Below are 12899 nucleotides of genomic sequence, written 5' to 3'. Positions count from 1 at the left end.
CAACGAATCATAGGGGCGTACAATGCGATCGAAATATTGGGCGGCAAGTGGCCTGGCGTTGGCGATGCTGTGGCATCCAGCGGCCAACGCCGCCGAGGATGCGGCCAAAAGCAGCGACAGCGCAGCAGAGCGTGGGTCCGATGCGATCGACCCTATTATCGTCAATGGCGCTCACACGGAGACATTCGCGGGGACCAAGACCGAAACTCCGCTCATCCAAACGCCCCAGCCAATCAGTATCGTCACCGCCGAAACATTTCTGGCGCAGGGCGCGATCAACATCAGCGATACCGTGCGTTATGCCGCAGGCGTCAACGCCAACCCCTATGGGCGCGACACCCGCGTCGATGGCTTTGTCATTCGCGGCATCTCCGCGTTACAGTTCCGCGATGGCATGCGTGATATTTTCAGCTATTATGCCAGCATCACGTCGGACCCCTATAATTTTTCCCGCGTGGAAATCGTACGCGGTCCTGCGTCCGTGCTCTTTGGACAGGGTTCGATCGGCGGCCTCGTCAATCTGGTGTCGAAAGCGCCGACCTTCGAAACAGGCGGCGAAATATCGGCCACTTATGGCAGCTATGACCGCAAGGAAGTCATGGCCGACGCCAATGTCGCGCTGACCGGCAATCTGGCGATCCGCATGGTCGGGCGTGTCCGCGACGCCGACACCTATGTCGATCATGTCCCGGACGATCGGGTCTTCTTCGCCCCGTCGATCCGCTGGCAACCCACGCCCGATACCGACATCATCCTGACCGGCCTGTATCAGGAGGATGACGGCGGATCGACGTCCCAGTTCCTGCCCATCGTCGGCACGATGAAACCTAATGGCGACAATCCACCGCTCGATCCCTATCTCTTCGTCGGCAAGCCCGGCTGGGATCGCTATGACGGCCGCCTGCTTCAGGGCGGGGGCAGCATCACCCACCGGTTCAGCGACGCCGTACAGCTCAGCCTCAAGGCCCGCTATATCGACAGCGACGTGGTCTATAACACCCATTATACCAACAGCTATGCCAACCCGACCGACCCCTATCTTCCCGGCACCAACGGTCGTCAGATCCAACTCTACGGCGATGCCAGCAATGCCCGGCTGAACGTTTTTTCCACGGACAATAATCTGCAATTCAAATTCAATACCGGGTCGCAGGTCGAACATCTGCTGCTCGCTGGCGTGGATTATAGCTGGAACAAGGTGCGCAAGCAGGGTGGCTTCAACATCGAGGTGATCGACCTATATGACATCGATCAGGCTGCGCTTGTCGTGCCGGTGGCCAGCGGCGCATTTAGCGACAACAGCCAGAGTCAGAAGCAGTTGGGCGTCTATGTGCAGGATCAGGTCCGTTTCTGGGACCGTGTGTCCGTGGTGCTGGGCGCACGCCGCGACAGGGTGGAAAATCAGGCAGGCCGGGTGGACAAGGCCACGACTTTCCGCGCAGGCATCATCGGCGAAATCGGTGCAGGCGTGTCCCCCTTCTTCAGCTACACCGAAAGTTTCCTGCCGATCGCCGGCACGAACAGCAGCGGCGGCGCATTCCACCCGCAGCGCGGCAAGCAGTTCGAGGCGGGGTTGAAGTGGCAGCCCGATCTCAACACGCTGGTCACCGCCACCGCATTCCATATCAAGGAAACCGGCCGCCCGATCGCGGACCCCGCCAATCCGTTGGGCAATATTCAGGCGGGCGAACTGACGACCAAGGGTTTCGAATTTGAAGCCAGCCGCACCCTGCCCGGCAATTTCGAACTGACGGCCGCCTATGGCTATAACAAGCTGACCAGTGCGGATTCGCCCTATTTCGATTATGCGCCGCGCCATGTTGCATCGCTGTGGTCGACCAAGAGCTTCGCGACCACCGGCGCTGCCACACTGCGCCTGGGCGCGGGGGTGCGTTACACTGGATCGCTCCGATCGGTTGGCCCGGCATGGACCATCGTGACGCCGGACAATCTGCAGGTCGATGCGCTGGCGGAAATCAGCTGGACCGACTGGCGCTTCACGATCAACGCCACCAACCTGCTGGACCAGCGCTTTTATGCGTCCTGCCTGTCGCGCGGCGATTGCTTCATGGGCGCACCGCGCAACGTGATGGGCAGCATCGCCTATCGTTTCTGATTAAGGGAGAGAGACTATGCTGAAACTATCCGCTGCGCTGCTGGCGCTGACCGCTCTGTCGAACGTAGCGCAAGCCCATGAAATATGGGTCGAACGCGATGGCGCTGGCCCTGCGCGCATCTATCTGGGCGAACCGGCCGACGCCCTGCCCCCCGGTGGCGACCCGGAGTTCGAGAAGCTGAAAGCGCCGCGCATTGTCCCCGCCTCCAGTGCGGCACAGGCGCGCAAGGCTGGCTATATCGAGGTGGCCGTGCCCGCAGGCGACGTGCGTGTCATAGACGACACCGTGTTCGCGCCATGGGGCGAAGAGGGCAAGAAGGAAGGCGTCGTCTATTACGCCCGCGCCGGACGGGCCGACGCCAAGGCCGCGTTGCCATGGGAGATCGTGCCCACGGCCGCCAATGGGGACAGCGTCGTGCTGATGCATGATGGCAAGCCAGTTCCCGCCGCCAAGCTGACCGTCATATCGCCCGACAAATGGTCCAAGATCGTCACCACCGATGCGCAGGGCCGTGTCACTTTGCCGGTGCAGGGCAAGGGCCGCTATATCGTCACGACGTCGCAGGAAGAGACCGGCGACCTGACGCTGGGCAGCGCGAAGGTCGCGAAAATCTATCATATCGCGACGCTGACCTTCGTGCGGTGAAGGGGTTGGCTTCCCTCTTTTAAGGCTAGTTTATTGCCGCGTTAAAAGCTGATGACCTGACCCTAACCCGTTCACTTCGAGCGAAGTCGAGAAGCCGATAGCGCTGTGCTTGGGTTTCTCGACTTTGCTCGAAACGAACGGATGTTTGTTGATCGACGGAGGGCTGTCACGCTTTAATAACGAACGAAGCGCAGGCCGAAGATCGCAGGATCGACCTCCAGCATCGGCACGCCATTATCAGTTTCAGCTGGCGGCGGCATGGCGTTGCCGCGCGGGGTGGCGCTGTTCGCCGGCGTGAATGTCACGACGCTATGGCCCGGATCGCCCAGCACCAGCGGGTCGAGCAGCAGCGCGGGGTTCAGCCGGTTCGTCGTGACTTCGACCGGCGTGCCGATCCGCGTCAGGGCGAAAAGTTGACGCGCAAAGGCGTAGGGCAGGCGGATGCAGCCATGGCTGGCGGGATAGCCCGGATCATGCCCGGCGTGCAGTGCGATGCCGTCCCATGTCAGCCGCTGCATGAACGGCATGGGCGCATTGCTGTACAGGTTGGAGCGGTGCCATTGCCGTTTTTGCAGGATCGGAAACTGGCCGGTGGGCGTGCGATGCCCCTTCGTTCCGGTCGATACGCGCGCCTGCCCGATCAGCCGATCGCCGCGATAGACATGGACCATCTGCCGGTCGATCGAGATGACCATATAGAGCGGCCCGTCGCCTGCCCCCTCCTCCAGCCAGCGAAAGCCGCCGGGCGCCAGAGCATCGGCGGGCGATGCGGCAGGCAGGGGATTGGCGGACCCCAGCAGCAGCAGGGCAGGCAGGAACAGAAGTGACGCGCGCATAACCCTTTCTTAACCACAAGTTGGCGGAGCGCCAGTCTGTCGATACGGACGAGGCGCAGCATGGTCCCGGCTTGGGACGCGTGAAGGTGGGCTTATTTCCCCATCCGTTCGTTTCGAGCGAAGTCGAGAAACCAGTGCGCAAGGTTTCTCGACTTGGCTCGAAACGAACGGATGTCGGGCAATTTCGCGCGCGAACAGAGGTCGCGTTAAAGCAACAGCATCTGCGCGACCGGCGCGAAGCTGCGCCTGTGCAGTGGCGTGGGACCATGCATCCGCAGCGCGGCAAGGTGATGCTTGCTGCCATAGCCCTTGTTGCTGTCCCACCCATAATGCGGATGCGCAGCGGCGGCTTCCACCATCAGGCGGTCGCGTGCTTCCTTCGCCAGAATGGAGGCGGCGGCGATCGACAGACATTTCGCGTCGCCCTCCACGATCGCGGTCGATGCCCAGCGCCACTGCGGGCAGCGATTTCCATCCACCAGAACATGCGCGCAATCGGCGCTGAGCGATTCCACGGCGCGGGTCATCGCCAGCATCGTCGCCCATAATATGTTGAGGCTGTCGATTTCCGCCACGCTGGCGATGCCGATGCCCCAGCACACCGCACGCGCCTTGATCTGCGGCTCCAGCGCGGCGCGGCGGGCGGCGGTCAGCTTCTTGCTGTCGTCCAGCCCATCGGGGAAATCGTCGGCACGCAGGATGACGGCGGCGGCGACCACCGGCCCGGCCAGCGGCCCGCGTCCGGCCTCGTCCACGCCAGCGACGAGGCCGGGATGATGCAGCGTTTCGTGCGCGAAATCAGGCATAGGCGTGAAAGCCGAATGGCGCGCCCATCGGGCCATGGCCGTTGCCCAGGCCGGGCGCGAGGGCCAGCGCCTCCCGCACATATTTGCGGCCCCGCTCGATCGCCTCCATCAGGTCCAGTCCCTGGCCCAATCCGGTCGCAATGGCGCTGGCCAGTGTGCAGCCGGTGCCGTGCGTGTGGGGCGTGTCGATACGCGCGTTGCTCCACGCCTTGCGCACGCCGCGCGGCCCGATCAGCCGGTCGGTCAGCATCGGGCCGGTGCCATGGCCGCCCTTGGCCAGTACATGCGTGTTGAAATGCGCGGCGATCCCGTCGCCACCCAGTGCGTCGAGTTCGGGCAGGTTGGGCGTCACCAGCGTCGCGATGGCGATCAACCGCTCGAACGCAGCGATGGTTGCGTCGTCCGCCAGCGTCGATCCGCTGGTCGCGACCATCACGGGGTCGAAGACGATGGGGATATTGTCGAGCGTGGCGAGCCGGTCGGCGACGGCGTTGGCCGTTTCCGCCGATCCGATCATGCCGATCTTGACCGCATCCACGCCGATGTCGCCGATGCAGCTTTCCATCTGCGCCAGTACCATGGCGGTCGGTATCGGGTGGACGCCCTGCACGCCCAGCGTGTTTTGCGCCGTGATCGCAGTGATCGCGGTCATGCCATAGCCCCCCAGCAGGGTGACGGTCTTGAGGTCCGCCTGTATACCAGCGCCGCCGCCGCTGTCGGACCCGGCGATGATGAGGATGCGGGCCGGGGTCATGCAGTAAAGCGCCGCTGGGTAGAGGCGGGGTTGGCGGCCAGCGCCTTCCCCGTGCGAGTCGGGCGATCCATCAGTTCGCCGCCGCAATTGGGGCAACGATCATCCAGCGCTTCGGCACAGGGCGCGCAGAAACTACATTCGAACGAGCAGATGAAGGCGCCGGGCCTGTCGGCGGGCAGGTCCGTGCCGCAGCGTTCGCAATCCGGGCGCATGTCAAGCATCGGTCGTGCCCATCACGCCGCTGCCTTTTCCACGGCGGCGCAGATGCGGTTGACGACATCATGAACCTGATCCTCCCGGTCGCCCTCCGCCATGACGCGGATGACCGGCTCCGTGCCGGACGGGCGGATGACCAGACGGCCAACGCCCACCAGTTCGGCCTCCGCCTGCGCGATCGTACGGATTACGTCCTCATGCTCCAGCGGCTTGCCACCGGCGAAGCGCACATTCTTGAGCAATTGCGGCACAGGGTCGAACTGATGCAGCACTTCGCTGGCAGGTTTACCCGCGCGGACCAGCGCGGCCAGCACCTGCAACGCAGCCACCGTGCCATCGCCGGTGGTTGCATAGTCGGACAGGATCATATGGCCCGACTGTTCGCCACCGACGTTGAAACCGCCCTCCCGCATGCGTTCCAGCACATAGCGGTCGCCAACCTTCGTGCGTTCCAGCTTTATGCCCTGCCCGGTGAGGAACCGTTCGAGGCCCAGATTCGACATGACCGTCGCCACCAGCCCGCCGCCGCGCAGCGTGCCCGCGCGCGCGAAATTGGCCGCGATCAGCGCCATGATCTGGTCGCCATCGACGATCTGCCCCTTTTCATCGACCACGATCAGCCGGTCCGCATCGCCGTCCAGCGCGATGCCGATGTCCGCGCCCGAGGACACGACGGTTTCCTGACACAGCAGCGGCGATGTCGATCCGCAGCCGTCGTTGATGTTCGTGCCATTGGGATCGACGCCGACCGCAATGACCTTTGCGCCCAGTTCCCAAAAAGCGGACGGCGCGACCTGATAGGCGGCGCCATTGGCGCAATCGACCACGATCTTCAGCCCATCGAGCCGCAGGTCGGCGGGAAAGCTGGATTTGACCGCATGGATGTAACGGCCACGGGCATCCTCCACCCGGCGAGCACGGCCGATGTCCTTCGACGGGGCGAGCGGAATATCCTGATCCAGCAGCGCTTCGATCTTCAGCTCATCCTCGTCCGACAGTTTGTAGCCGTCCGGCCCGAACAGCTTGATACCATTGTCATAATAGGGATTGTGGCTGGCAGAGATCATGACGCCCAGATCCGCGCGCATCGAATGGGCGAGCAGCGCGACGGCAGGCGTCGGGATCGGGCCGAACTGGACCACGTCCATGCCCACGGCGGTGAACCCTGCGACCAGTGCATTTTCGACCATATAGCCCGACAGGCGCGTATCCTTGCCGATCACCACGCGATGTCGGTGGCTGCCGCGCAGGAAATGGGTGCCAGCCGCCATGCCGACCTTCATCGCCATTTGCGCGGTCATCGGCGATTGGTTGGTGCGTCCCCGGATGCCGTCGGTGCCGAAATATCGTCTGCTCACATGTGCCTCACGCCATTGGGCCGCGCGTTGCGCGCTGTCACGCCCATAGCAAGGTTTGGCGGACATGCCACCGGATCAAATGGCCGATCCGGCGCGGACACGAAAAAGCCCCGCCCTTTCGGGCGAGGCTCTTTTGCTTACTCAACAGATCCAATCAGACCTTGTCACCGAGCGCGCCCTTGACCGAACCGGCGACGTCCTGCGCCGTGCCCTTGGCCTTCTGCGCCTTGCCTTCGGCTACCAGTTTGTCATTGTCGGTTGCGTTGCCGATACCTTCTTTGACAGCACCAGCGGCCTTGTTGGCAGCGGCCTTCAGCTTGTCGGTTGCTTCGCCCATGTGATGCACTCCTTGTGTTAAGTTCACATGGATTAACCGACAATGCGAAATAGAGTTTCCCCCGATACGGAAACGAAACGTTTATTTTTGCGCGATAATCTGTTCGATCAGTTCAACGTCAGACAGCTTGTCCGCGTCGATACAGGCTTGCGCCTGCGCCATCGCCACCAGTCGTGCGGTCAGGTTGAAGCGGCGACCGACACGCGCGATGCCACCACGCAGGGTCGATATGCGCAGCAGTGCGCCGACCAGCGCGACCGGGCCGAACGCGGACAATATCTTCCACCCCTTCTTGCGATCCTGCTCGACTTCCTGCCACAGGGCGATGACGGGCTGGGCCTTGGCGCTGCCGAACCAGAAGATGTTCGCGCCCGACCACCAGCCATCGCGAAATTTCAACCAGGTGCGGCGCGACTGCGGATAGCGGGCCAGCAGCGTCGTGCGATCCACCATGGCGACCGCGATGTCACTGCCCTGTGCCTCCGCAACGAACTGGTCCAGCATCGCGCCATCGAGCAGCACATGGTCGGCGGTCGTGACAAGCATCGGAAACGGCACATCGCCGCGATCCAGCAGCGCGATCAGCGAAGATGCGATCCCAGCGCCGCTTGCCTCGAACCGGATGCGCGGATGGTCTGTCATCCACGCGGTCGCAGGATCGGCAGCGAAGGGCGCGGACGACTGAGTGAGGACGATGACCTGCCCCACCGCACGATGCGCCAGCAGGGCGCGGGCGGGACGGTTGATCATGGCTTCACCCGCGACCGGGGCCAGCGGCTTGATCGACACGCCCATCGCCACCGCGAGTGGATCGGCACCGGGACGTGACCCGGCCAGAAGGATAGCGGTAATGGGGGGTGTGGCAGTCATGGATGGTCTTTAGCCGGGGAGATGGCGCCGGCAAAGCGGGTTGTTCGGGCATCCTCCCCTGCAAGGGGAGGTGGATGGCCAAAGGCCAGACGGAGGGGTGTCGCCCTATCGAGAGGGGGACACCCCTCCGTCAGCACTGCGTGCTGCCACCTCCCCCTTGGGGGAGGATCTTGGAAGGCATTACTTACCGCTCAATACAACCCCGGATTGCGCGAATCTCTCCGACTGCCCGACGCGAAGCCCCTTATATTGTGCCAACCGCGCGCGGAATGCAGCCAGATCACGCCCGGCCAGTTGCGAGGTGGTGGTGAACGTGACCGACAGCGGGTTGATCGTCTGCCCGCCGCGATAGAGTTCGTAATGGAGGTGCGGGCCAGTCGACAGGCCGGTCGATCCGACATAGCCGATTACCTGACCCCGCCGTACGCGCTGTCCCGAATAGGCGGCAATGCGGCTCATATGCGCATAGCCGGTGGCGAGGTTGCCGCCATGCTGGATGCGGACATAATTGCCATGGCCGCCATGCCGCCCGGCAAAGGTGATGACGCCATCGGTCACGGCATAGATGGGCGATCCGTAACGGGCGGCAAAATCGATGCCCGCATGCATCCGCGTATAGCCCAATATCGGGTGACGGCGCATGCCAAAGCCCGACGACATGCGTCCAGCGACCGGTTGCGACAGGACGCCGCGCCGTTCACCAACGCCCGATGCTTCATACCATTCGGTGCGACCGTCGGTCGTCCATTTGAGCATGTCGATCGACTTGCCACGCGCGCGGTGCAGCCCGGCGTAAAGCAGGTCGCCGACCTCCACATCGCCGGTTTCGGCGCGATGATATTCGGTCACTATGTCATAGCGGTCGCCAGCACCGATGCCGCCCAGATCGACCTGCGCCGCGATGACGCGCAGGAAAGCCTGCACCGCCTTGGGTGGCGCACCCGCCGCACGGGCGGACCGATAAATGCTGTCGCCGACCACGCCCTGAATGCGCAGCGGGGTGTTGTCCACGCGGATGGGGACGCGCTTGACCGACAGGACGCCGCCCGCCCGGCTGAGTTCGAGCGCAAGGTCGAGCCGCGCGCGGAACGCCAGCCGATCGAGCGGCCGGGGCCGGTCGCGACTGGCGCGGCGGCCAAGGACGATGTCGAGCCGCGTGCCGGGTTTCACGCCGCTGGATATGTCGCCGCCGACCAGCGCGCCGATCGTCGCGACATCGCTGCTGCTGACGCCTGCACGCGACAGGGCACGGGCCAGCGTGTCGCTGCTGCCGATCTGGGCATTGAGTTCGATCTGCGGCCGTTCCGGCGTCTGGCGCAGCGGTTGCACCGCATCGGTCGAACCCATGCGATGCCCGCTGTCCGCGCCGAGCGCCAGCGGCGTAATCATCTGGCTGCGCACTTCATCATATTGCGCGTCGCCCATCGTCGCGCCCGGCGCGCCGGGGACGGGATGAAAACCGGGGGAGAGATAAAGCGCCGTGGCGCACAGGCCAAAGCAGGTGGCCAGACCCCGGAACCATGTCCGGCTGCCGACACGCTGGCCAAGATCAGGGACAAGATCGACGGCATCGGCCCAGTCGCGCAGGCGGCTACGCCAGTCCTGCGGGGGCGTCACCACGCCCCGCGCCATCGAATCGGCCAGCCACAGGGACACAGACGCCCCGCCCTGCTGCGATCCGAAAGACGTTTCCTGAAACAAACCTGCGACCCCCAAGGTCTTGAATCGTTGCAGCGGCAACTACCCCGTGCGCCGTGCTCAGGACCAGCCCCTTGTGAACGCACAGGGTTAAAGTCAATTTAACACCTGCCGGTCGCGCAGTATGATGCGGTGAGCCGTGCCGCATGCCGGACGGGTTCGTTCCGGGCGGGGGAACCGGCGAATCCGCTTGCCCGCACCCGCGCCATACCCGACAAGCCCACGCCATGGTCCAGTTCGCCCGATCGCCCGTTACCGCCGTCCTTGGGCCGACGAACACCGGAAAGACGCATCTGGCCGTCGAACGGATGTGCGGCCATAGCAGCGGCATGATGGGCTTTCCCCTGCGGCTGCTGGCCCGCGAAGTCTATGACCGGGTCGTCGCGATCAAAGGGGCGGCGCAGGTCGCATTGATTACCGGCGAGGAAAAGATCGTCCCGCCCAACGCGCGTTATTATCTCTGCACCGCCGAATCCATGCCGATCGGCGTAGGTCGGCAGGCCGGAGCCGCCGACAAAGACGCGAAGGAATATGCGTTCGTCGCGCTGGACGAGGCGCAGATCGGCGCTGACCCGGAGCGCGGGCATATCTTCACCGACCGCCTGCTGCGCGCACGGGGTCGGGAGGAAACGATGATCCTGGGGTCCGCCAGCATGAGCCGGATCGTCCGGTCGCTGGTTCCCGATGTCGACATCATCGGGCGGCCACGCTTTTCCACCCTGTCCTATGCAGGCGCGAAGAAACTGTCCCGCCTGCCCAAGCGATCCGCCATCGTCGCCTTCTCCGCCGAGGAAGTCTATGCCGTCGCTGAAATGCTGCGGCGGTTTCGCGGCGGCGCAGCGGTGGTGATGGGCGCGCTGTCCCCCCGCACCCGCAATGCGCAGGTGCAGATGTTTTTAAATGGCGAGGTCGATTATCTGGTCGCAACCGACGCGATCGGCATGGGGCTGAACCTGGACGTCGCGCATGTCGCCTTTGCGTCGTTGCGCAAGTTCGATGGGCGGCGCACGCGGCGGCTGACCGTCGCGGAAATGGCGCAGATAGCCGGGCGCGCGGGGCGCCATCACAAGGACGGCACCTTCGGCAGTCTGGGGTCGGAGGAGAGCGACGCCGCCTTCACGCCAGAAGAGATAGAGGCGATCGAGGGCCATCGCTTTCCGCCCATCGAACATCTGTTCTGGCGCGATGGGACGCCCCGGCTGGACAGTATCGCCACGCTGATCGATGATCTGGAGGCGCGGCCCGAACGTCCCGAACTGCGCGCCGCGCCGCAGGCGGTCGATCTGGCGGTGCTGAAAAAGCTGGCCGAAGACCCCGACGTCATCGCCCGCGTGCGTGGCCAGCGGCAGGTCGCCCGGCTGTGGGACGCATGTGGCCTGCCCGATTTCCAGAAGCTGGGTGCGGATCATCATGCCCGCACGGTGGGGCGCATATGGCGCTTCCTGTCCGAAGGCACCGGCCATATCCCCCGCGACTGGTTTGCTCAGGCGATCGCCCGGCTCGATTCGGTGCAGGGCGATATCGACACGCTGTCGGGCCGGATCGCGGCGGTGCGGACATGGTCCTATATCGCCCATCGCGCCGACTGGCTGGCCGATCCGGCTGAAATGGCGGAGCGCACGCGCGCGCTGGAGGAAAAACTGTCCGATGCGCTGCACAGCGCGCTGACGCAGCGTTTTGTGGACCGGCGCACCACCATATTGCTGCGGGATATAGGCCAGAATGTCGCCACCCTGCCTGTTTTGGTGGAGGCCGATGGCAGTGTATGTGTCGATGGCGAGACAATTGGGCGACTTGACGGCTTCCGATTCTCCGTCGATCCCGCTACGCGGCTTGCAGACAGGAAGATGCTGTTGGCGGCGGCCGAACGCCGCCTTGGAAAGGTATTACGGGTGAAGGCAGACGAATTGATCGGTGCGCCGGACGCGGACATCGCGCTGATGGACGAAGCGGGACAGGCGCCGGGCATTGTGTGGAACGGCACGCCGGTCGCAGCTTTGCTGGTCGGACCGACATTGATGACGCCCGAAATCCGGCTGGATCGCGCGATTTTGGCGCTTGACGCCGATGTGCAGAAACAGGTCGCGTCGCGCCTGGCCAACTGGGTCGAGGCGCAGAAGCAGAAGCATCTGTTGCCGCTGGTGAAGATGGCGCAAAGCGCCGCGGACCCGGTCGTGCCCGCCGTCGTGCGTGCCGTGTTCGCGCAACTGGGCGATGCGGGCGGCGTCAGCCCGCGCACCGATCTCGATTCGGCATTGGGCCATCTGGACAAGGACCAGCGCCATCTGCTGCGCCGGGCGGGTCTGGATATCGGCGTATTGGACATTTATCATCCCGGTTTGTTGAAGCCGGGCGCGGCGCGCTGGCGCTCTGCCCTGCTTGCCGCACGCATCGCAAAACCCTGCCTGCCCCTGCCGCTGCCCGGCCTCACGCTGATCCCGGCAGGCGAAAAGTTCGAGCAGATGGGCGCGCGCATCGCGGGCTTTCGCGGCTTTGGCGAACAGATGTTGCGCATCGATATGGCCGAACGCATGGCTCGCACTGCGCATGAAGCCATCGCCAAGGGCGAAGCCTTCACCCATGTCAGCCCGCAGATCGTATCGCTGGGCCTGTCGGAAGAATCCTTCCTGCAACTCATGAAGGCCGCCGGGTTCAAACCCATCGACGCACCCGAAGAAGGCGGTCCCAACTGGGCCTTCCGTGGTCGGCAAAAGGCACGGCCACCGCAAGCCCGCGCGCCCAAGCGTGAAGATCGGCCCCAGCGCGACCGGCGCGAAGGCGGCAAGCCCGCCGACGATCGTCCCCGCGCATCTACGCCGCGCCCTGCTCCGGCGCCAGTCAACAATGCCTTTGCTGGTCTTGCCGATCTGCTCGGTCGCAATGGCTGATCCGGTGGCTGGCATGGGGCATGGTCCCAGCTTGCGCATCGACAAATATCTGTGGTTCGCGCGCCTATCCAAAAGCCGATCGACCGCCCAGAAACTGGCGGAGGACGGGCATATCCGCGTCAACGGCCGCCGCATCGAGCGCGCCCATGCGCCGGTGCGCACGGGCGATCTCGTTACCTTTCCCCATGGCGAGGCAGTGCGGGTGGTGCGCGTGGTCGCCCTCCCCGCCCGACGCGGTTCCGCGCCCGAAGCAAATGCCTGTTACGAGGAACTGATGGTCGGCAGTTGAGCCTGGCCGCTGCCGGACCCAACGCAACCTAAACCCGTGCCAACAATATCCTCATTGACGTTCGGCGTGGCCCGTCATAGCAGGA

12 protein-coding genes are annotated in these 12899 nt (G+C 64.3%); 4 read left to right on the top strand and 8 right to left on the bottom strand.

Going from position 1 to position 12899, the window contains the following annotated elements; genetic code table 11:
• Nucleotides 1-22 precede the first annotated feature (22 nt).
• Both WA070_RS14320 and WA070_RS14315 read left to right on the top strand, forming a co-directional pair.
• Nucleotides 23-2116 carry a TonB-dependent siderophore receptor gene (locus tag WA070_RS14320; protein WP_422634603.1) on the top strand — a complete coding sequence of 698 codons (2094 nt, stop codon included), beginning with the start codon at nt 23-25 and terminating at the stop codon, nt 2114-2116.
• A gap of 16 nt (nt 2117-2132) precedes the next feature.
• The gene (locus tag WA070_RS14315; protein WP_422634602.1) at nt 2133-2762 is read left to right on the top strand and encodes a DUF4198 domain-containing protein; all 630 of its coding nucleotides are present in this window, start codon (nt 2133-2135) and stop codon (nt 2760-2762) included.
• A gap of 173 nt (nt 2763-2935) precedes the next feature.
• Here the strand turns inward: WA070_RS14315 and WA070_RS14310 are convergent, their stop codons facing one another.
• The 8 genes from WA070_RS14310 to WA070_RS14275 form a co-directional block, all read right to left on the bottom strand.
• Complete coding sequence (locus WA070_RS14310) at nt 2936-3598, bottom strand: L,D-transpeptidase family protein (RefSeq protein ID WP_422634601.1); 663 nt, start codon at nt 3596-3598, stop codon at nt 2936-2938.
• 206 nt (nt 3599-3804) lie between these two features.
• Nucleotides 3805-4404: a ribonuclease HII gene (locus tag WA070_RS14305; protein WP_422634600.1), complete on the bottom strand. Its 600-nt coding sequence runs from the start codon at nt 4402-4404 to the stop codon at nt 3805-3807.
• Complete coding sequence (gene thiD, locus WA070_RS14300; RefSeq protein ID WP_422634599.1) at nt 4397-5158, bottom strand: bifunctional hydroxymethylpyrimidine kinase/phosphomethylpyrimidine kinase; 762 nt, start codon at nt 5156-5158, stop codon at nt 4397-4399. The genes WA070_RS14305 and thiD overlap by 8 nt, the downstream gene beginning before the upstream one ends.
• Nucleotides 5155-5379, bottom strand: a complete 225-nt coding sequence (locus tag WA070_RS14295; RefSeq protein WP_422634598.1) for a DUF1272 domain-containing protein — start codon at nt 5377-5379, stop codon at nt 5155-5157. The genes thiD and WA070_RS14295 overlap by 4 nt, the downstream gene beginning before the upstream one ends.
• A gap of 12 nt (nt 5380-5391) precedes the next feature.
• On the bottom strand, nt 5392-6732 hold the full coding sequence (gene glmM / locus WA070_RS14290; protein ID WP_422634629.1) for a phosphoglucosamine mutase: 1341 nt from the start codon (nt 6730-6732) through the stop codon (nt 5392-5394).
• A 154-nt stretch (nt 6733-6886) separates the two neighbouring features.
• Entirely contained in the window at nt 6887-7069 is a 183-nt protein-coding gene (locus tag WA070_RS14285) for a CsbD family protein (protein ID WP_422634597.1), read from the bottom strand.
• Nucleotides 7070-7150: 81 nt separating this feature from the next.
• Complete coding sequence (locus WA070_RS14280; protein WP_422634596.1) at nt 7151-7939, bottom strand: nucleotidyltransferase family protein; 789 nt, start codon at nt 7937-7939, stop codon at nt 7151-7153.
• A 180-nt stretch (nt 7940-8119) separates the two neighbouring features.
• The gene (locus WA070_RS14275) at nt 8120-9640 is read right to left on the bottom strand and encodes a M23 family metallopeptidase (protein WP_422634628.1); all 1521 of its coding nucleotides are present in this window, start codon (nt 9638-9640) and stop codon (nt 8120-8122) included.
• Between the two features lie 224 nt (nt 9641-9864).
• Here WA070_RS14275 and WA070_RS14270 point away from each other — a divergent pair, with 224 nt between their 5' ends.
• Entirely contained in the window at nt 9865-12525 is a 2661-nt protein-coding gene (locus tag WA070_RS14270) for a helicase-related protein (protein ID WP_422634595.1), read from the top strand.
• Nucleotides 12518-12814, top strand: coding sequence for an RNA-binding S4 domain-containing protein (locus WA070_RS14265; protein ID WP_422634594.1), 297 nt, complete (start codon nt 12518-12520; stop codon nt 12812-12814). Before WA070_RS14270 ends, WA070_RS14265 begins: the two co-directional genes overlap by 8 nt.
• Nucleotides 12815-12899: the final 85 nt, after the last annotated feature.

The organism is Sphingobium sp. (genome assembly GCF_049304695.1).
Lineage (GTDB): Bacteria > Pseudomonadota > Alphaproteobacteria > Sphingomonadales > Sphingomonadaceae > Sphingobium.
The sequence above is the reverse complement of the archived record's forward strand: the minus strand, read 5'-3'. Positions and strand labels throughout refer to the sequence as shown.

Coding starts and splice junctions, on each gene's coding strand:
- WA070_RS14320 (WP_422634603.1), top strand. CDS start 23: ATGCGATCGAAATATTGGGCGGCAAGTGGCCTGGCGTTGGCGATGCTG.
- WA070_RS14315 (WP_422634602.1), top strand. CDS start 2,133: ATGCTGAAACTATCCGCTGCGCTGCTGGCGCTGACCGCTCTGTCGAAC.
- WA070_RS14310 (WP_422634601.1), bottom strand. CDS start 3,598: ATGCGCGCGTCACTTCTGTTCCTGCCTGCCCTGCTGCTGCTGGGGTCC.
- WA070_RS14305 (WP_422634600.1), bottom strand. CDS start 4,404: ATGCCTGATTTCGCGCACGAAACGCTGCATCATCCCGGCCTCGTCGCT.
- thiD (WP_422634599.1), bottom strand. CDS start 5,158: ATGACCCCGGCCCGCATCCTCATCATCGCCGGGTCCGACAGCGGCGGC.
- WA070_RS14295 (WP_422634598.1), bottom strand. CDS start 5,379: ATGCTTGACATGCGCCCGGATTGCGAACGCTGCGGCACGGACCTGCCC.
- WA070_RS14285 (WP_422634597.1), bottom strand. CDS start 7,069: ATGGGCGAAGCAACCGACAAGCTGAAGGCCGCTGCCAACAAGGCCGCT.
- WA070_RS14280 (WP_422634596.1), bottom strand. CDS start 7,939: ATGACTGCCACACCCCCCATTACCGCTATCCTTCTGGCCGGGTCACGT.
- WA070_RS14270 (WP_422634595.1), top strand. CDS start 9,865: ATGGTCCAGTTCGCCCGATCGCCCGTTACCGCCGTCCTTGGGCCGACG.
- WA070_RS14265 (WP_422634594.1), top strand. CDS start 12,518: ATGGCTGATCCGGTGGCTGGCATGGGGCATGGTCCCAGCTTGCGCATC.